Raw genomic sequence first — 17,675 nt, 5'->3', positions numbered from 1 at the left:
TCAACGCGTAACGATAACGTTGGAGAGATTGGATGTTGAAAGTAAGTTGGTTGATGATTTTAGTCCTGTTGGTGGGCTGTGAAGAGGCGATATCACCACTGGAACAGGGTGACCCCGAAGCTCAGTACGCCGAAGCGCTGGTGCTGTATGAGTCGAAGGATCTCAACGATCGCCAGCGAGGCTTCTACTATCTGGAACAATGTGCAGAGGTGCTTCCTGAATGCGCCCATGGATTAGCCACCATCTTTCTTCAGGGCGTGGACATGGAGCCCAACCTAGCTCGTGGCACTGCCTGGCTTCAGCAGGCCGCCGTGGCCGATTACAAACCTGCCGTTAATGATCTTGCTTGGTTCCTCGTGACCACACCGGATGACCATTGGTACGATCCGCGCGAAGCGTTTCGATGGATGCAAACCATGCTTCGTCTTGGCGAATTAACGGCCGCAGAGCAGGATACTGCGGCGGCCGTGTTTGCGGCGAACGGTGATTTTCGGATGGCTATTCGTTATCAAACCGAAGCCATTGAGATGGCGAACACTTCGGACTTCGATCCCCGTGAGCTCGCCAATTTTGAACGGCGTCTCGAAGCCTATAAGCAAAGTCAGTGCTATCGTTCACGTCGCTCCTGTGTCCCCATTCGAAATTCGCATAATAATTCCGTTTATCTTTAGCTAAACGCTGACGGCGATAGCTTCGACTTTTTCGCGTTCAGCTGACTTTTTTCAGCACGACTCGAAGTGCTGGTCAGCGCAGTGGGCCGAGCAAAGGTCTTCTAAGGGATGAAATTTGATTGCCCTCAAATGAGTATTTATCAGGCTAAGGTCGTAAGTACTTTGCCACGGGGTTTGATATACTCGGGTAGATTTTACTCACAACGATAAGAATTTCATGACATCACTACTCTGGCAACCTGGTGCGGAAGCACTTGAAAATTCAGCGATGGCAAAACTTGCCAATCAATTGGGCCCCTTCAATGACTATGCGGACTTCCATGAGTGGAGTATTTCCCATCTAGAGGACTTCTGGTCCGCCGTGTGGGATAGCACCGGTATGGTGGGTTCGAAAGGTGATAGGCCCTATCTGAGTTCCCACTCAGAAATGTTCAAAGCTCGATTTTTCCCCCAGGGACGCCTTAATTACGCCGAAAACCTGTTGCAAGCTGACGATGAAGCGCTGGCAATAATCGCGCTATGGGAAGATGGTCGCGAACAGAGTTTGAGCTATGCCCAATTGCGTGAACAGGTTGCGTCCACCAGTGAGTTTCTTCGCCAACAGGGTGTGGGCGAGGGAGACGTTGTCGCCGGCTTCGTACCTCACGGTATTACCGCTGTGGTGGGCTTACTTGCCACGGCCGCGCTGGGAGCGGTGTGGACGAGTTGTTCACCGGACTTCGGTGTTGCCGGTTTAGTTGACCGTTTTGGTCAGGTGGCACCCAAGGCACTCTTCACCATCAATGCCTATCACTACAATACGAAATTGGTGCCCATGAAGTCGAAGGTCGATGAGATCGTCGCAGCGCTACCATCACTGCAGGCCGTGGTAGTGGAAGATTATGTGAACTGTGAGGACGATTTTTCGGCCTACCATTCGATGGCCACCGTGGTTAGCACTGCAAATAGTGGTTTAAGTTACGTGCAGGTGGGCTTTAATGATCCGCTGTTCGTCCTGTATTCCTCCGGCACCACAGGGAAGCCCAAGTGTATCCAACATAGTGTTGGTGGGGCACTGATTCAGCATCGAAAAGAACATGCGTTACACGGTGACATGAAAGCGGGTGACCGCTTAATGTACTTCACCACCTGTGGCTGGATGATGTGGAATTGGCAAGTCAGCGCGCTGGCTGGTGGCACCACGCTAGTATGCTACGACGGTTCGCCATTCGTGGGCGGCCCAAACAAAATGTGGGAGCTTAGTGAGCGCTATGAGGTGACCCACTTTGGAACCTCTGCAAAGTACTTAGCCGCGATTGAGAAGGCGGACTTTCACCCGCGTGAACACTATCACCTTAAACCGCTGCGCGTATTGTTCTCAACCGGATCGCCGCTGGCACCCGAGGGCTTCGACTTTGTCTATCAGCATGTGAAAGCGGACGTGTGTTTAGCATCAATTATCGGCGGTACGGATCTGTTAGGTTGCTTTGCCTGCGGCAATCCTATTACACCGGTCTTCAAGGGCGAGATTCAGTGTCTGGCACTGGGGATGGCAACGAATGTCTGGGATGACGAGGGCGGGGCGCTCATTGCCCAAAAGGGTGAGTTAGTGTGTACGCAGCCGTTTCCATCAATGCCGCTATGTTTTGTAGGCGATGAAGGGGATAAGAAATATCATTCCGCCTATTTCGAACACTTCGACAATATCTGGTCGCATGGTGATTATGCGGAGATTACCCAGCAGGGGGGGCTCATTATTTTCGGCCGTTCCGACGCGTTACTCAACCCCGGCGGCGTTCGCATTGGCACAGCGGAAATCTATCGCGAGGTGGAGAGCTTTGCGGAGATTGAGGAATCGATTTGTATCGGTCAACAGTGGGAAGACGATACCCGTGTGGTGTTGTTCGTGCGGATGAAAGCTGGCTCTGAGCTCAATGATTCGCTCAAACAGGCTATGGCAAAGCGAATTCGTGAACAGAATACACCACGGCACGTCCCCGCAAAGATAATTGCTGTAGCGGATATTCCGCGTACGCTCAGTGGCAAAATTACGGAAGTTGCCGTCCGACAGGTAGTGCATGGAGAAGCCGTTAAGAACACTGACGCCTTGGCGAATCCCGAGTCGCTGGCGCTCTTTAAGGATTTGCCTGAACTACAAGTTTGATTCCTGCCCAGATCTAGCCGCTAACTGCGAAAGGCGAAGGGCGAAGGGCGAGTGACTCATTTGATCGTGAAGTTGTTCGAGAGGAAAGCTCCCAAATCCAATGAAGGTATTTGGGAGCTTAAACAGATTACTTAGATATCGAGTTCGAAACCTAGCGTGAATCCATCAAAGTCTTGTTCGGCGAAGGTTCGATCATTAATGCCATCTAGCTCATAGGACATGACACGGTAGCCAGCCAACAAATGCAGATCGATAATAGATAGCGAGAACGAGTAACTTAGCCCTAATTGAAGGTCAGTCATTGAGACGTTATCTTCGGAGGCTGCAAGCACTTCTGCATAAAGCCCTAGACCTTGGTCACTGTCAAAGAACGGAAAGCGAGCGGCCCCATAGATTGCAGGAAGCGTTTCTTCAAACTCATAACCGGCAACTTCTCCTGAGCTAATCTCATGAATCCCAACCCCTAAATCTAGAGTCAGTGCTGCGTTGTCTAATAGTTCGTAGTAGAGCAAATAGTCAGTGGTCTTCAAGACCATTAACTTATCATTTTCTTCAAAGTCAAAAGAACGAATCTTGGCGTTCGGAATAAGTGGGATGGGATGTTCTAACGCAACCCATACCGACAACGCATTCTCTTCGGCTTCTAGTGGTCCACTATCAGCAGTGGTCTGCCAACCTTGGCCACCAATTTTCACTGCAAAAGCATCTGCGTGCGCTCCAGCCGTGGCAAACGTAAGTAGAAAAATCATCAAACCTAACTGTTTCATGTCATACCCTTATATTGAGAACAATCATTTAGGAGGCTAGCACGAGATATTAAATATGCAACTAAGCAATGGGAACGCCAATAATCGTCTATAGATTGGCTGTTTTGGCAATACCGAACGGGGTCTTAGCTTGCTATCGAAGAGCGCGGATTAGCGTTGCTATTTTGGCATTGGAAAATGACGTTCTAACTCGTCATCAAATAGCGAAGAGTTAGCTAAGAATTAGGTGTGTACTAAAGAGTTCTAAATAATCGAGGTAAAAAAAATCCCAAACCGAAGGGGGGGTGGTTTGGGATCAAGATTCTCGTAAAGAGAATTGCTACTGCTTGCGGAATTAATAATGCCAAAGTGGTAGTAATAAAAATATGCGAAAAAACGCGTGACTTTATAAGGGGTTTTGCCAAGTCATAAATTTCGTCAAATTATTTGGAGCAATTCCAAGCCAACGACTAAGGTTAAGGGAAAGTGATAATGCTTGGCTAATGTCTTATTCATTAGGTCAAGGCGGTGTCAGGATTAAGAGGGAAGCCATGTCCAATTTCTATCAGTTTGATCTTCACCGAATTAGCGAAATTTACCGCACCCTGCCAAACAAAGCCAAGACGGTTAAACCCGCACTAGTTCTAGAGGGAGGTGGGCAGCGAACCATCTTTTCGGCCGGTGTAGTTGATGCCTTTATGGATCATCAGTTTGCTCCCTTTATTCAGGTACTGGGGGTATCCGGTGGTGCTCACGTTGGTACGACTTATGCCATGGATAGAATGGGTATGGCAAAACGAATTATTGAAGAGGTCTCGACAAGTGATCGCTTCTACCGCCGTCTAAATTGGTTTAGAGCAGCACCTGTGATGGACCTTGATTGGTACTTCGATGTCACGCAAGCTGACCCAGCTTATCGACTGGATGCGAGTGAACTTCCTAATACAGACATGCAGCTGCAGTTTATGGCTACTCACGCCGAGAGTTTCTCACCCAGAAGGTTTCATCATGATGATCATGATTTAGCTCTGTTACTTAAAGCGTCAAGTGCGATTCCCTATTTCTATGACAATGGCGTTGAGATTCAGGGGCACCAGTTTGTAGATGGCGGCTTGGGACATCCCATTCCAGCGCGAGAGGTGGTGGAGCAGGGAGCTAATTACGTTGTTGTTATCAGAGTGTCCCCAAAAGAACGCGAGCCCGAACCTATTTTTTCTCGTGGTATACACCAGTTTTTTAAGCGCACGAACGCGAACCCGCGCATCGGCTCCATGATGGATACTCATCAAGCTAATTATCAACGAGATGAACAATACATTCAGCAGCCTCCCGCTGGCGTCACAATAGTTCAACTAGCCCCACATCGAGCGCTAGATTCAATTGTGTTAGGTAGCTCTCGTGAGGCGCTGATAAAAGATTACAAATTGGGGTATGAAACCGGGGTGTTGTTTGTCAATACTTGGGGCGCAGAACTTGTGCGAGGAATCAATGGCGCTCAGCGACAGTCGGTGGCGTAGGCTTAGCTGCTTGTACACAACGTGTTTAACGTATTCAACTTTAGTAACCGACTCTTAGCGCCGAACATTAACAAAAAAATGCTGATAGTTTCTATAAAAAAGGCCCCGATATGAATCGGGGCCTTCTTGATTTCAAGACCTAGCACTCAGCAAACGAGGCTGAGCGAGTCACATTTAGTTAATCAGTTGATTAGCAAATTCGTTCGCGCTGGGCTTGGCCGCTTCGCACAGTGAAATCCGCTCGCTGGTTTGTGCAAGCGCTCGCTCGAAGCCTGGCGTCAATTCACCATACTCAGCAAACAAAGCCTGCAATTCACCCTGTTCTAAAGCACTACAGAAGTCAGTACCTACTAACGGCATACGTCTGCGCCATTGCGCCGGTATCTTCTTGCTGATGGCCTCGAAGTTAGCTTGAACGAAACTCCAGTGTTCGCTGCGCAGCTCCGGCACCGTCATTGCGCCAGCAATCATAGACCAGGACTCGCGTGACTCGGTTTCATCGGCTAGGACGAAGGCATGCTGAGTGGTAACGAAATCAGAAGAGGTGCTTGCTGATAATGCATTCACCGCAGCGGCACGGAATCGAGAATCATCAAAATTATCGGCAAAAGCCAACAAATGATGACTGAAACTATCACCGAGGTCCTCAACGGCTACGGTAAGAGCCATCTGGTATTCGTCGGTGGTAAGGGCTGAACTCTCGGCGGAATTAGCGTCATAGCCGGTGAAGTCTGCGGCTTGCTGAGCAAGTTCAGAACGTAACATTTGATTATCGAAACTCTGCGCCAAACTGCTACGAAGCTGATTGGTCAAAATGACCGAGTCTTCGTCACTACCTTCGCCCCAAGTTTCTAGTAGGGGCGAATATAGCGCGTTCGCCCAAGCAGCTAGAGGTGCTTTACTGGCTTCGTCGCTCACTGCCAGTAGGCCTCGAATACGACCCATCGCGGCTGCAACAACATGTCGGCTAGTGGATTCCGTAGAGGCTTCAACTAGCTTTTTCAGCTCCTGAGCGGATAGTGTTCCCTGACTGAAGGCGGCGAACGCACTATCAATAAGGACCATTACCTCGGGCGCCGAAAAGTCGCTGAAATTCGCAATGAGTGCCTGCCAGTTCGCAGTGTCGGTATTAAATCGGTAATAGCCAGCTCCGTTGGCGTTAGGGAACACCCACCCCGGGCAAGCACCTTCCCATTCCCAGGAAGCAGCTTTCTGAGTGAGGATGTCGCATTGCTGGTGGCCATTGGCATCCACAAAGCACATTGGGATGTCCCACTGCTGAGTTTGGGTATCAATCGTTGAACCAGGCGGCGCATAACGCTGCTGCTGGACAGCCACAGTGACTTGATTATTCGAACAGCTCACTTGGGTATTAATCTGCGGCAGACCCGGTTGTTCAACGAAGCTGCGGAAGGACTCCACTAAACGCGGTTCGCCACTCTGAGTCGCAATTTCGTCATAGAATTCGGCCGCATCGGCACGACCTTCCGCAAAGCGAGCGACATATCGCCCAAGTGCTGGGCGGAATAGCTCAGGGCTAAAGTAGCTATCCATCATATGAATCACACCGGTGCTTTTGGCATAGGTGATTGCATCGTAGGCGTTGCGGATATCTTCATTACGATCAATCGGCTCGCGAATTGCGCGAGTGCTTGCCAAGGAGTCCAAAGACATTGCTCGGAGTCCATCCACGGTCGTGCCAATTTCATGACCGGCTTTAGGCTCAAATTCGGCCATCACCACGGGTTCCATCCAGCTAGAAAACCCCTCCTTTAACCACAGATCATCCCACCAAGTAGGCGTTACTAGGTTACCAAACCACATATGAGCAAGTTCATGAGCATGAATGGAGAGGAGGCCTAAGCGAGCCTGGGGGGCTGGGTTTGGGCCAAGGAGAATACGGCTCTCACGATAGGTAATAGCCGCTGATAGTTCAGTAGCACCGCTAGGCCAAGCTGGCGCGGCAATAATATCAAGTTTGCGAAATGGGTAGGGGCTTTCGAGTTCGCGCTCGAAAATCGCGAGAAATTCAGGCGTGATTGAGAGGATGTAGTCCAACTCTGCACCGCGTCCAGCTCGCGAGTAACCCACTAGCGGCACTTCATTTTCACGGAACTCATTAGCGGGAATAGTAGGTCCTTCAACTCGATCAAACGGGCCGACCGCTAAACTAAGTAGGTAGGTAGGCATCGCTGGCGTAGGCAGATAGGTAACGCGCTTCATGCCATTCTCCAACTCAGTTACGCTGGCTTCGGGCGTGTTACTGATGGCGTGCATTGCTGCTGGAACAGTCAGGGTGAATGCGAACGGGGCCTTTTGACCTGGCTCATCGAAGCCTGGAAGGAATTTACGAGCCTGAACGGACTCGGATTTCGCCAACGCATAGCTCAGGCCTTGCTCTTCAACCTTGAAGAGGCCGCTGAGGTTAAGATCAAACGCCGCACGGTAGTGAATGACCACTTCATAGTCGCCGGCGTCTAACGCCATCGGGAAAGTGATTTTAGCCACACCACTGGCAAGTACCTGTTCATAAGTGGCGACGAAACTCTCATTGTTTGCTAAGAGCTCAACACGCTCTACCTGAAGATTGTTGCCGTGTAACCAGAAGTGTTCTGAAGCACGATTAAGGCGAAACGATAAGGCCACCGTACCGTAAAACTCATCTTCGCGGGGATCTACGGTAAGATCGACCTCGTAGTAGAGTGGCTCCGAGAGATCACCTAAAAGACCAATGGGCGCTAGGCTATCGTCAATTGTGGGTTGATTGGAGCTGGGTTGCTGCGCATCACAGGCGCTGAGCACGAGGAATATCGCGGATAGTGATAGTATGCTTAGGAAACGCTTCATTGAGTGATCTCTCGTTGTAGAGTTTGTAGTCTGTAGCTGATGCTAATCTCAGTTACCGAAGATACCTAACCGCTTTTTGAGCTTGGGGCACTTCGTAACCGTTTCGTCGTGACGCCTACATAAGGGCATCATTGTTTAGGGGTTAAAGACGACGCAATAGCCCCAATGTTTTCGTCATACTGACCAATTCGAATTGACCGGAATTGAGCGCCAGTTGATAGATATTGTAAGGGGCTTGCCCGCCATCTTCGGGATTCGGGAAGATGTCGTGAATAGCCAGTAAACCGCCTGTGCGAATAAAGGGTGTCCAACAGCGGTAGTCATCGAGTGCAGCCTGTTCACTGTGGCCGCCATCAATGAATAGCATGCCTAATGGGGTTGCCCAGTGTTTTGCAGCTACTTTAGTGGCTGCAACGATGGGAATCACAATATCCTGTAACTTTGCGCGATCAACGGTTCGGCGAAACAGTTTAAAGGTGTCAACGGCACTAATATCAGGGTCGTAAACCTCACTGTCAAAATACGCTTCGCCAAATTGGTGTTCCTCACTGCCGCGATGGTGATCCACCGCATAGATGACATTGTTGGAATGCTTAGCAGCGGTGCCTAGGTAGACGGTTGATTTACCACAATAGCTGCCAATCTCCATAACTGGACCAAGGTCCGCCACACTCATCGCAGCGCTCAACAATGCTTGTCCTTCTAGAGGGTCTAAAAAACCCTTTACCGAATCGATATCAAGTGGAAGTGAAGGTAGGGTCACAGTGTCTCCGGATTAGCTAAGGATTGGATGAGTTTGTTCACTTCTAAATCGAGTGTATGCTCAATAGGAGGTGAAAATTGGCTGACAATTCGCAGTGAAGGGTGTTCGCGATAGGTAAGGCCATTGGGTAGGTTAACCCCTGTCTGTTGGCCAAAGATAATATCGCCGGGCTGGCCCGATTTAAGTAGCATTCCCGTATTGCGATTCAATTGTGCACGACGGTGATTATTTATCAGCGAGCCATTTAAGTTTAGTGATGGTGCATCCTGGACAGCAATACGACGGTTGATAGACACGCCTTGCTCGGCGGCCCAGTGATTAGTGAGGCGTTTTAACATCAATGCAGCAGTGGTGGCGCGTTGTGAATGATCTGCCGAAAAGAATAAACCGCGTAACACCGGGCCCTGCGCCAAATAGAGTTGGCCTCCCAACGAGTCGAAGAGCGCCTCCACCTGATTTTGCAGCTCACCGTAGAGGTTATTGATGGTGTGAGTGCTCAGCTGATCAGCGAGCCCTGGTAGGTCACCTAACTCCAAGGTTACTAAGGTTCCGGAGTCCGGTTCCACCGTTAGTTTCGGTTGCTGTCGGATGGTCGAGAAATATCCAGCGACGCTGAGCGCAACCATCACTGCGGAAATAATGAGTAGTGATAGGATGGAGATCACTTTAGTCGCTGGTTTCACGTAAAGCGTCACCTGTCCATACTCATCGCCGGAAATGATAACTGGGCTAGCAACGGGAATGCCGTCTAGGTCACCGCTGGCACTTACCACTTCGAGCGCTGAATTGATGAAGCTGGCGCCGGCGATTTTTTCGAGCTGTTCATAGCTAGCGAGGGTAGCATTCAACGCTAATTCGTCATCGGCCAAGATGGCTTCGGTGCTATCGATGGCTAAGCGTTGCGAAAGCCCCTCGCCAAAGCGAAGATCTATCTGATGCTGTTGGGCACTAAAGAGTCCATAGAGTGTGGGCAACGCAATGAGTATTGCGGCCGAACCAAGCAGTAGGAAACGCAGCGCTAGTCGATCAATTTTTAACACGGGAATTACCTTCGTCTGAAACGCGGTTCTAGTTTACAAAGATTGACCGCAGATTGGCAGTATTCATTTTTTTGGTATTGTTGCCAATACAAACGTTAGTGAATCACAATTTGTATAATCCTTCACACACTAATTTAACCCGTTCAATGAGTAAATGGAGTTGCTATGCAGCGTTTGGTTTCAGTTTTTGCCTCCTCGTTTAGCACCGTGGAAATTGCCGAGTACAGTCAAGTCTTGGCCGCCGCCCCTGAGATCTCAACGCAAGCGGATGGCAGTCAGCTGGCGCAGTGGCGAACCGCAACGGTGATGGGGCAGGAGACGCTCAAGCAGATCAAGCCTGAGGCCGATATCTTCATGTTCGCGAACCAGGATTTGCTCCAGCTTGCCTGTTTTGATATGGATTCAACACTCATTCAAGCGGAAGTTATTGACGAGTTGGCGGCCGAGCTAGGTATCAAGGATCAGGTAGCGGCTATTACCGAGCGGGCAATGCGCGGTGAGTTGGACTTTAAAGCCAGCTTTCGCGAACGCCTAGCGCTGCTTAACGGGTTACCATCGGATAAGTTGGGGGGTATTTTCAATCGTATCCAGATTATGCCTGGTGCTGACACATTGATAGCAACGTTGCGCTCCCAGGGCGTCAAAACCGTTATTCTCAGTGGCGGCTTTGAACTCTTTGCTACGCGTCTGGCGGCAAAGTTGGGCATTGATGAAGTCTATTCGAATGTCTTAGATATTGTTGACGGTAAGCTTACCGGGCTAGCCGTTGAGCCGATTGTTGATGCGGAATTTAAAGCACAGCAGTTAACACAGATGGCCGAGGAAATGGATCTGGCGAGTAGCCAAGTTTTAGCCGTGGGCGATGGCGCTAATGACCTCCCGATGTTAGCGGCCGCTGGGATTGGTATTGCCTTCAAAGCTAAGCCGAAGGTTCAGGAACTGGCGCCGCTTACGCTCAATTATGGTGGCCTAGACGGCATCGCCAAAGCGCTCTACGGGAGTGTCTAGAATAGGCTTAACTCACTAAATTCTTATTTTCCTATAGAAAGTGTTATTGAAGTAGTGCAGAACAACCTCAGTTCGGTTTAAACTGGTTCAACGCATTAATTTACGCTCGTAAAATAAGGAACAAGATGAGTGAGTTAACTCTTTCGAATGATGGTATTGAACGCGTACCGCTAAAGGATTACACCGAAAAAGCCTATCTCGATTACTCCATGTACGTCATCCTGGACCGCGCCTTGCCTAATATCGGCGACGGTCTGAAGCCCGTTCAACGACGCATCATTTATGCCATGAGCGAACTGGGCTTACGCAACTCGGCTAAGCCTAAGAAGTCCGCCCGTACGGTGGGTGACGTGATTGGTAAGTTTCATCCCCACGGTGACTCTGCGGCCTATGAGGCGATGGTACTCATGGCTCAGGACTTCTCCTACCGTTATCCCACCGTAGACGGTCAGGGTAACTGGGGTTCTCCGGATGATCCGAAGAGTTTCGCGGCAATGCGATACACCGAGGCTAAATTAGCCAAGTATGCGAATGTCTTACTGAGTGAGCTTGGACAGGGTACGGCTGACTGGATTGATAACTTCGACGGCACCATGAAAGAGCCGTTGGTACTGCCAGCGCGCCTACCGAACATCCTCCTCAACGGCGGTACGGGTATTGCAGTGGGTATGGCCACCGATATCCCGCCGCATAATATTCGTGAGATTGTCGCCGCGGCCATCGCCTGTTTAGAGCGTAGCTCAACCAGCCTCGACGAGATTCTCGAGCACGTTAAGGGCCCAGATTACCCAACTGACGCCGAGATCATTACGCCCAAGGCCGAACTGCATAAACTCTATAAAACTGGGCGCGGAAGCGTTCGTATGCGTGCGGTCTGGCAGGAGGAGCAGGGTGAAATTGTTATCACCGCGCTACCTCATCAGACCTCAGGCGCCAAGGTACTTGAGCAAATTGCCGCACAGATGCAGGCGAAGAAGTTGCCGATGGTTTCGGATCTGAAAGATGAGTCGGATCATGTCAACCCAACACGATTTGTAATTGTTCCACGCTCCAACCGGGTGGACGTAGATCAGCTGATGAATCACCTTTTCGCGACCACCGATCTTGAGAAGAGCTATCGGGTGAACTTCAACATGATTGGTAATGACGGTCGTCCGGGGGTTAAGTCCCTCGATCAGATTATCAAGGAGTGGTTGCACTTCCGCGTTGAAACTGTTCGCAAGCGCCTTAATTATCGTCTTGAAAAGGTACTTGCTCGCTTACATATCCTCGATGGCTTAATGGTTGCCTTTCTCAATATTGATGAAGTGATTGCCATTATTCGTGAAGAGGATAAACCGAAGCCGGTGTTGATGGAGCGCTTCGGTATTTCGGATATTCAAGCAGAGGCCATTCTAGAATTAAAACTTCGTCATTTAGCTAAGTTAGAAGAAGTTAAAATCCGTGGCGAACAGAATGAGTTAAACGAAGAACGGAAGAAGCTTGAACTATTGCTGTCTTCAGAGCGTCGTCTTAAAACTCTGGTTAAAAATGAGCTGCAAGAAGCCGCCGATGAGTTTGGTGATGAGCGTCGCTCGCCAATCATTGAGCGTGCCGAAGCGCAGGCACTGTCTGAAATGGATTTGGTGAGTGTTGAGAACACCACCGTTGTACTGTCACAAATGGGCTGGATTCGCGCAGCGAGAGGTCATGAGGTTGATCCAAGCTCCTTGAACTATAAGTCTGGAGACCGATTTAAGCTCGCGGCTAAAGGTCGCACCAACGAGTCCGTTTACCTCCTGGATTCTACCGGCAGATCCTATGTGTTCCCAGCTCATGGCTTGCCATCAGCGCGAGGGCAGGGTGAACCAGTAACCGGCAAAGTTAACCCTCCATCAGGAGCCAATTTTGAGGGGCTACTGTTAGGCAAGGGAAGCGAGCGTCTGCTGCTGGCATCCGATGCGGGGTATGGTTTTGTCACTCAAATCGATAATTTGAGCTCCCGAAATAAGGCAGGTAAAGCCATCATTAGTCTTCCCAAGGGCTCGCAGGTGCTACCGCCAATTGTGCTACCCGAAGGCGAACAGCTATGGGTTGCGGCAATCAGTAACGAGGGCCGTATGCTGGTATTCCCATTGAGCGAACTCCCGGTGCTGGGCAAAGGCAAGGGTAATAAGATTATCAATATCTCTGCGGTTCGGGCTGCTACCAGGGAAGAGTTAATGCTTTCCGCGGCGGTCTTCCGAGAAGATCAGCGGGTTGTGATTACTTCGGGTAAACGCCATGTAAGCTTTAAGTTCAGCGAGCTTGAGCATTACTTTGGTGAGCGAGGTAGACGCGGTCATAAACTGCCTCGTGGCTTCCAGAATGTAGATTCGGTGGAGATTGTTGAGGGTTGAGATGTCTCGCCCTTGATTAAAATTCGCTACTCGGTGTCGCCGATTGCCCGTTTAAGAGTAAACGGGCGACGGCATCACTCATTTCCTCAATTTGTTTATGATCCACATACACGCCATCAATCAATAATCGCGCTAAGCCATGGAGCATTCCCCAGCTTACCTGAGCAAGTTGTAGGCTTGGTATCGAAGCTTCAATGGCACCCAAATCCTGCCAACGTTTGATTAATATCACGTAGTTTTGAAAGGTTGCACGGGAAATTTCAGTGAGGCTCTCACTGGGCTCGCCGCTTTTCCAAATGGGTTTGCCAAACATTAAATTATAATGCGCGGGTCGCTCCGTAGCGCCAGAGAGGTACTGTTTGGCGAACGCTTTAATCTGCGTTTTGATAGGAGCTTGATCATCAAGCACATGGGTTAGCTGTTTTCCCCAATGACTAAACTGTGCTTCGGTAATGGCAGAAAGTAGCGCGTTCTTGTCACGAAAATGGTGATAGAGAGCGGTTCTCGACACGCCAACGTTATCCGCTAGCTTGCGGACTGACAGCGCATCAATACCGTCCGTCTCAATAATCCGATCTGCTTCGTCTAATAATGCCTGTCGCAAGTTGCCGTGATGGTAAACGCTAGCCATAATTCATATCACCTAGTTTAATCTTGACACTGTCAACATAGAGGCATAAGGTTCAACTGTAAAGTGATTTTTTAGAGGCGCACAACTATGTCGAATGCACATTTTCCCCATGTACTAGCTCCATTGGACCTAGGTTTCACCCAGCTACGTAATCGTGTATTGATGGGTTCAATGCACACCGGGTTGGAAGAGGCACCCAATGGGTTTGAACGCATGGCTGCTTTCTATGCGGAACGCGCAGAGGGCGGTGTAGGGCTTATTGTCACCGGTGGTATTGGTCCCAATAAACGTGCAGCCACAGCCGCTCATGCAGCGTGTATGGAAAACCAGCAAGATGTTGATAATCACCGAATTATCACCAGTGCGGTGCACAAAGCCGGTGGTAAAATTGCGATGCAGATTCTCCACACGGGTAGATACGCCTTTAATGAATCACCATTAGCGCCTTCAGCCATCCAGGCGCCGATTAACCCGTTCATGCCCCACGAGGTCACTACAGAAGAGATTGAGGAAGAAATTCAGTCCTTCGTCAAGGCAACGGTATTGGCTAAGGAAGCTGGTTATGACGGTGTTGAGATCATGGGCTCAGAGGGTTATTTTCTGAACCAGTTTATTGCGGCACGCACTAATCAACGCACCGATGAGTGGGGTGGTAGCTATGAAAAACGTATTCGCCTGCCGATTGAAGTTGTTCGTCGTTGTCGCGAAGCGGTAGGTGAAGAATTTATTCTTATCTATCGTCTATCCATGCTCGATTTAGTGGAAGGCGGGTCCACCAAAGATGAAATTGTGCAGTTAGGTAAAGCAGTAGAAGTGGCTGGCGCTACGATTATCAATACCGGTATCGGCTGGCACGAAGCGCGAATCCCTACTATTGCTACCAAGGTGCCGCGCGCAGCGTTCACCTGGGTCACCGCGGAATTCAAGAAAGAACTCTCAGTACCGGTAGTCACTTCCAACCGTATTAATACGCCGGAAGTCGCCGAGGAAGTATTGGCTGAAGGTCATGCCGATATGGTCTCCATGGCCCGCCCATTCCTTGCCGATTCACACTTTGTTGTTAAAGCAGAACAGAATCGATCCGATGAAATTAATACCTGTATTGGTTGTAACCAGGCCTGTCTAGATCACGTTTTCGAGCTCAAGGAAGCTAGCTGTCTTGTTAACCCTCGAGCCTGTCATGAAACGGAGTTGGTCATTGAAGCCACTACCAGTGCGAAGCGTATCGCGGTTGTGGGCGCAGGGCCTGCAGGTTTGGCCTTCGCAACCACTGCGGCCTCACGCGGACATTCCGTTGATCTGTTCGATGTAGCCGAAGAAATTGGCGGTCAGTTCAATATCGCCAAACGTATTCCTGGTAAGGAAGAGTTCTATGAAACCATTCGTTACTTCGGTAAGCAGATAGAACTCACTGGTGTGAACCTTCACCTTGGCACGTTCATTACCGGTGACGAGCTACGTGAGGCGAATTACGATGAGATTGTTTTGGCTACCGGTATTCTGCCACGTACGCCACCCATTGAAGGAATCGATCACCCTAAAGTACTGAGCTACATTGATGTGATGTCCGGTGCCGAAGTAGGCAAGTCGGTAGCCGTGATTGGTGCTGGCGGTATTGGTTTCGATATCAGTGAGTACTTAGCACACGAAGGTCAGGCAACTAGCCAAGACATCGCTGCTTTTATGAATGAGTGGGGCGTTGATATGACCATGGAAGCGCGTGGTGGTATTGAAAACGTTGTCGCAGATCACACCCCGTCTCCTCGGGAAATTTGGCTTCTGCAACGTAAGACTTCAAAGGTGGGCAAGCACTTGGGTAAAACCACTGGTTGGATTCATCGTACTGGCCTCCAAAAGAAAGGTATTCAAATGGTGCCAGGGTGTGAGTACACCAAGATCGATGACGCAGGACTTCATGTCCTCGTGAATGGCGAAACCAAGGTTTTGGCCGTGGATAACATCATTATTTGTGCCGGCCAAGAACCGAATAATCTGTTAATAGATCCGTTAGCAGGGTTGAGTGTTCATAAGATTGGCGGTGCAGATGTGGCGTCTGAATTGGATGCCAAGCGCGCTATTGATCAAGGTACACGCTTAGCCGCTCAGCTTTAACGTTCGTTAGGCTTGGAGTTCATCGTGAAGGGTTTGTGCTTTACGGTGAGCTTCCAGCGCATTGAGTAACGCTTGTTTCTCGTGGTAGTCGTAGGATTTCCAATGTCTACCATCCAGCGCTCCCGCCAAAGCCCAGAGTAAGTTCTCGGTGGGTTTTCTCTCAGCATGAAACCAAATTCGATGATAGGCCTGTACTGCGCCCAACTGACGCAAATCATGGGCAGTCACAATATCAACGCGCTCTAATTCATGAGCACTGTAGGCGCCAATATTTGGCAAATCGATAAGGCGATGGTCCGTCATTTTACTAATTGCCTAAGCTACGTTTAACTGAATATAACAACAGATTCCAGCTTTCGCAAAGAAATTGAATGAAAAATGACTGATCAGTTCAGGGTTTTCCTCGAAGTTAGCTTTGATTTGTGACGTATTAGTGGGTTTTTTTTAGATTTTTCTTCAGTAGTTAACTTTGAACTATATTGCACTAGGCAATGGCTAACGGATGGCTGCGCAGCTAAAATTCAAGTTGGAAGGTAACGGGCCCGTCATTCAGAAGCGACACTTTCATGTCCGCGGCAAATTGACCGGTGGCTACCTGAATCCCTCGGCTCTGAATAGCTTGCGTCAAAGCCAAATAGAGTGCCTCCGCAAGTTCCGGTGAGGCAGCCGACGAAAAGCTGGGGCGCAAACCTCTTTTGGTATCGGCGGCCAAAGTGAACTGCGAGACAACCAGTATACCGCCGTTAATATCACTCACGCTTAAATTCATTTTACCGTTCTCATCGGAGAACACGCGATACTTACTAAGCCGATCGGCTGCACGCTGCACTGTCTCTTCGGTGTCGTGGGCTTCCACGCCAACGAGCGCCAACAATCCGGTACCGATCTCACCAACCACCGCCCCGTCAACCTTAACCGAGGCTTCAGTAACACGCTGAATCAAAACCTTCATTTATAATCGCTCTTCGCCAATTATTTTGAAACTGGATTTACCTTCATCGGAGAGCGATTCAGCAAGCGCCTTCAACCATTCTTCGCCCTCTTGAACTAGCGAATAGGTAGGATTGATAATCAACATACCAGAGCCATACATTCCTCTCTCTCCCTCGGGATCACGAACGGATATTTCGCTCCTAATCATAGGTGGTAGGCCAGCTTGACTGAGTTCATCAATCATCTTTAGGTGATTATTGGCGGGAAGTAGGGGATACCAAACAACGCAAACCGCTTTCTGCCATCTGCGATAGGCACCTTTCACGCATTTCGCTACCCACTGATACTCTTCCTTTTGCTCATAGGAAGGGTCAATAAGAATCATGCCTCGAGGAGTTGGCGGAGGAAACAATCCCTTAATCATTTCGAACCCATCGCGCTCGTGAATATGGATAGGGTCAATATTCTTGAGCAGTTCACGAAGTTGCTCGAATTCGCCAGGATGCGCTTCGGCGAGATGGAGTTCGTCTTGGTCACGGAGTTGGTCCGCAACTAGCATCGGCGAGCCCGGGTAGGAATCACCCGCTCCCCCAGTGATATCGCGCACCAAATTTAAATACTTTGCAACGGCTTCGGGATGGTCATGGTCTGCGTTAAGGCGGTTAATTCCGTCTAGATACTCGCCGGTTTTATTGGCGTCAACACCGTCGAGGTCATACCAACCTCGTCCTGCATGGGTATCATAAAAGGTAATGGCAGAATTTTTACGTTGGAGATAACGAAAAACATCCAATAAAATGGTGTGCTTATGGACGTCGGCGAAATTGCCAGCGTGAAAACTGTGTTGGTAACTTAACATAGGACACTCTCGTAAGCGGAATACCGA

Annotated in this window: 14 protein-coding genes; 6 read left to right on the top strand and 8 right to left on the bottom strand. The window is 49.6% G+C overall.

Features of this window, described 5'->3' with window-relative positions; all coding sequences use genetic code 11:
* The first annotated feature begins 32 nt into the window (after positions 1–32).
* Entirely contained in the window at positions 33–671 is a 639-nt protein-coding gene (locus Q0698_RS08505) for a hypothetical protein (protein ID WP_298635716.1), read from the top strand.
* Positions 672–888: 217 nt separating this feature from the next.
* The gene (locus tag Q0698_RS08500; RefSeq protein WP_298635714.1) at positions 889–2,814 is read left to right on the top strand and encodes an acetoacetate--CoA ligase; all 1,926 of its coding nucleotides are present in this window, start codon (positions 889–891) and stop codon (positions 2,812–2,814) included.
* Positions 2,815–2,945: 131 nt separating this feature from the next.
* Here the strand turns inward: Q0698_RS08500 and Q0698_RS08495 are convergent, their stop codons facing one another.
* On the bottom strand, positions 2,946–3,581 hold the full coding sequence (locus Q0698_RS08495; RefSeq protein WP_298635712.1) for a TIGR04219 family outer membrane beta-barrel protein: 636 nt from the start codon (positions 3,579–3,581) through the stop codon (positions 2,946–2,948).
* A gap of 530 nt (positions 3,582–4,111) precedes the next feature.
* On the opposite strand from Q0698_RS08495, the gene Q0698_RS08490 reads away from it, so the two are divergent.
* Positions 4,112–5,077: a patatin family protein gene (locus Q0698_RS08490; protein ID WP_298635711.1), complete on the top strand. Its 966-nt coding sequence runs from the start codon at positions 4,112–4,114 to the stop codon at positions 5,075–5,077.
* Between the two features lie 174 nt (positions 5,078–5,251).
* Here Q0698_RS08490 and Q0698_RS08485 read toward each other — a convergent pair whose 3' ends face one another.
* The 3 genes from Q0698_RS08485 to Q0698_RS08475 form a co-directional block, all read right to left on the bottom strand.
* Positions 5,252–7,924: a M1 family metallopeptidase gene (locus tag Q0698_RS08485; RefSeq protein ID WP_298635709.1), complete on the bottom strand. Its 2,673-nt coding sequence runs from the start codon at positions 7,922–7,924 to the stop codon at positions 5,252–5,254.
* A 142-nt stretch (positions 7,925–8,066) separates the two neighbouring features.
* Positions 8,067–8,687, bottom strand: a complete 621-nt coding sequence (locus Q0698_RS08480) for a class I SAM-dependent methyltransferase (RefSeq protein ID WP_298635707.1) — start codon at positions 8,685–8,687, stop codon at positions 8,067–8,069.
* Positions 8,684–9,727, bottom strand: coding sequence for a hypothetical protein (locus Q0698_RS08475; RefSeq protein WP_298635706.1), 1,044 nt, complete (start codon positions 9,725–9,727; stop codon positions 8,684–8,686). Before Q0698_RS08475 ends, Q0698_RS08480 begins: the two co-directional genes overlap by 4 nt.
* A 165-nt stretch (positions 9,728–9,892) precedes the next feature.
* Here Q0698_RS08475 and serB point away from each other — a divergent pair, with 165 nt between their 5' ends.
* Entirely contained in the window at positions 9,893–10,735 is an 843-nt protein-coding gene (gene serB, locus Q0698_RS08470) for a phosphoserine phosphatase SerB (RefSeq protein ID WP_298635704.1), read from the top strand.
* A gap of 125 nt (positions 10,736–10,860) precedes the next feature.
* Positions 10,861–13,113, top strand: a complete 2,253-nt coding sequence (gene parC / locus Q0698_RS08465) for a DNA topoisomerase IV subunit A (RefSeq protein ID WP_298635702.1) — start codon at positions 10,861–10,863, stop codon at positions 13,111–13,113.
* A 16-nt stretch (positions 13,114–13,129) separates the two neighbouring features.
* On the opposite strand, the gene Q0698_RS08460 is transcribed toward parC, so the two are convergent.
* A complete protein-coding gene (locus Q0698_RS08460) occupies positions 13,130–13,744 on the bottom strand; it encodes a TetR/AcrR family transcriptional regulator (protein ID WP_298635700.1) in 615 nt (204 codons plus the stop codon).
* Positions 13,745–13,831: 87 nt separating this feature from the next.
* On the opposite strand from Q0698_RS08460, the gene Q0698_RS08455 reads away from it, so the two are divergent.
* Complete coding sequence (locus Q0698_RS08455; protein ID WP_298635698.1) at positions 13,832–15,856, top strand: NADPH-dependent 2,4-dienoyl-CoA reductase; 2,025 nt, start codon at positions 13,832–13,834, stop codon at positions 15,854–15,856.
* Positions 15,857–15,862: 6 nt separating this feature from the next.
* Here Q0698_RS08455 and Q0698_RS08450 read toward each other — a convergent pair whose 3' ends face one another.
* The 3 genes from Q0698_RS08450 to rlmJ form a co-directional block, all read right to left on the bottom strand.
* Positions 15,863–16,159 (bottom strand): TfoX/Sxy family DNA transformation protein, encoded by a 297-nt coding sequence (locus Q0698_RS08450; RefSeq protein ID WP_298635696.1) that lies wholly within the window; start codon positions 16,157–16,159, stop codon positions 15,863–15,865.
* 211 nt (positions 16,160–16,370) lie between these two features.
* Positions 16,371–16,808 carry a D-aminoacyl-tRNA deacylase gene (dtd, locus tag Q0698_RS08445; RefSeq protein WP_298635694.1) on the bottom strand — a complete coding sequence of 146 codons (438 nt, stop codon included), beginning with the start codon at positions 16,806–16,808 and terminating at the stop codon, positions 16,371–16,373.
* Positions 16,809–17,648 carry a 23S rRNA (adenine(2030)-N(6))-methyltransferase RlmJ gene (gene rlmJ / locus Q0698_RS08440; RefSeq protein WP_298635691.1) on the bottom strand — a complete coding sequence of 280 codons (840 nt, stop codon included), beginning with the start codon at positions 17,646–17,648 and terminating at the stop codon, positions 16,809–16,811.
* Between the last annotated feature and the right edge of the window lie 27 nt (positions 17,649–17,675).

Origin of the sequence: uncultured Umboniibacter sp., assembly GCF_947497555.1 — a bacterium.
Taxonomy (GTDB): Bacteria; Pseudomonadota; Gammaproteobacteria; order Pseudomonadales; family DSM-25080; genus Umboniibacter.
Note: the sequence above shows the minus strand (reverse complement) of the source record. Positions and strands in the feature narration are given on the sequence as shown.

Coding starts and splice junctions, on each gene's coding strand:
- Q0698_RS08505 (WP_298635716.1), top strand. CDS start 33: ATGTTGAAAGTAAGTTGGTTGATGATTTTAGTCCTGTTGGTGGGCTGT.
- Q0698_RS08500 (WP_298635714.1), top strand. CDS start 889: ATGACATCACTACTCTGGCAACCTGGTGCGGAAGCACTTGAAAATTCA.
- Q0698_RS08495 (WP_298635712.1), bottom strand. CDS start 3,581: ATGAAACAGTTAGGTTTGATGATTTTTCTACTTACGTTTGCCACGGCT.
- Q0698_RS08490 (WP_298635711.1), top strand. CDS start 4,112: ATGTCCAATTTCTATCAGTTTGATCTTCACCGAATTAGCGAAATTTAC.
- Q0698_RS08485 (WP_298635709.1), bottom strand. CDS start 7,924: ATGAAGCGTTTCCTAAGCATACTATCACTATCCGCGATATTCCTCGTG.
- serB (WP_298635704.1), top strand. CDS start 9,893: ATGCAGCGTTTGGTTTCAGTTTTTGCCTCCTCGTTTAGCACCGTGGAA.
- parC (WP_298635702.1), top strand. CDS start 10,861: ATGAGTGAGTTAACTCTTTCGAATGATGGTATTGAACGCGTACCGCTA.
- Q0698_RS08460 (WP_298635700.1), bottom strand. CDS start 13,744: ATGGCTAGCGTTTACCATCACGGCAACTTGCGACAGGCATTATTAGAC.
- Q0698_RS08455 (WP_298635698.1), top strand. CDS start 13,832: ATGTCGAATGCACATTTTCCCCATGTACTAGCTCCATTGGACCTAGGT.
- Q0698_RS08450 (WP_298635696.1), bottom strand. CDS start 16,159: ATGACGGACCATCGCCTTATCGATTTGCCAAATATTGGCGCCTACAGT.
- dtd (WP_298635694.1), bottom strand. CDS start 16,808: ATGAAGGTTTTGATTCAGCGTGTTACTGAAGCCTCGGTTAAGGTTGAC.
- rlmJ (WP_298635691.1), bottom strand. CDS start 17,648: ATGTTAAGTTACCAACACAGTTTTCACGCTGGCAATTTCGCCGACGTC.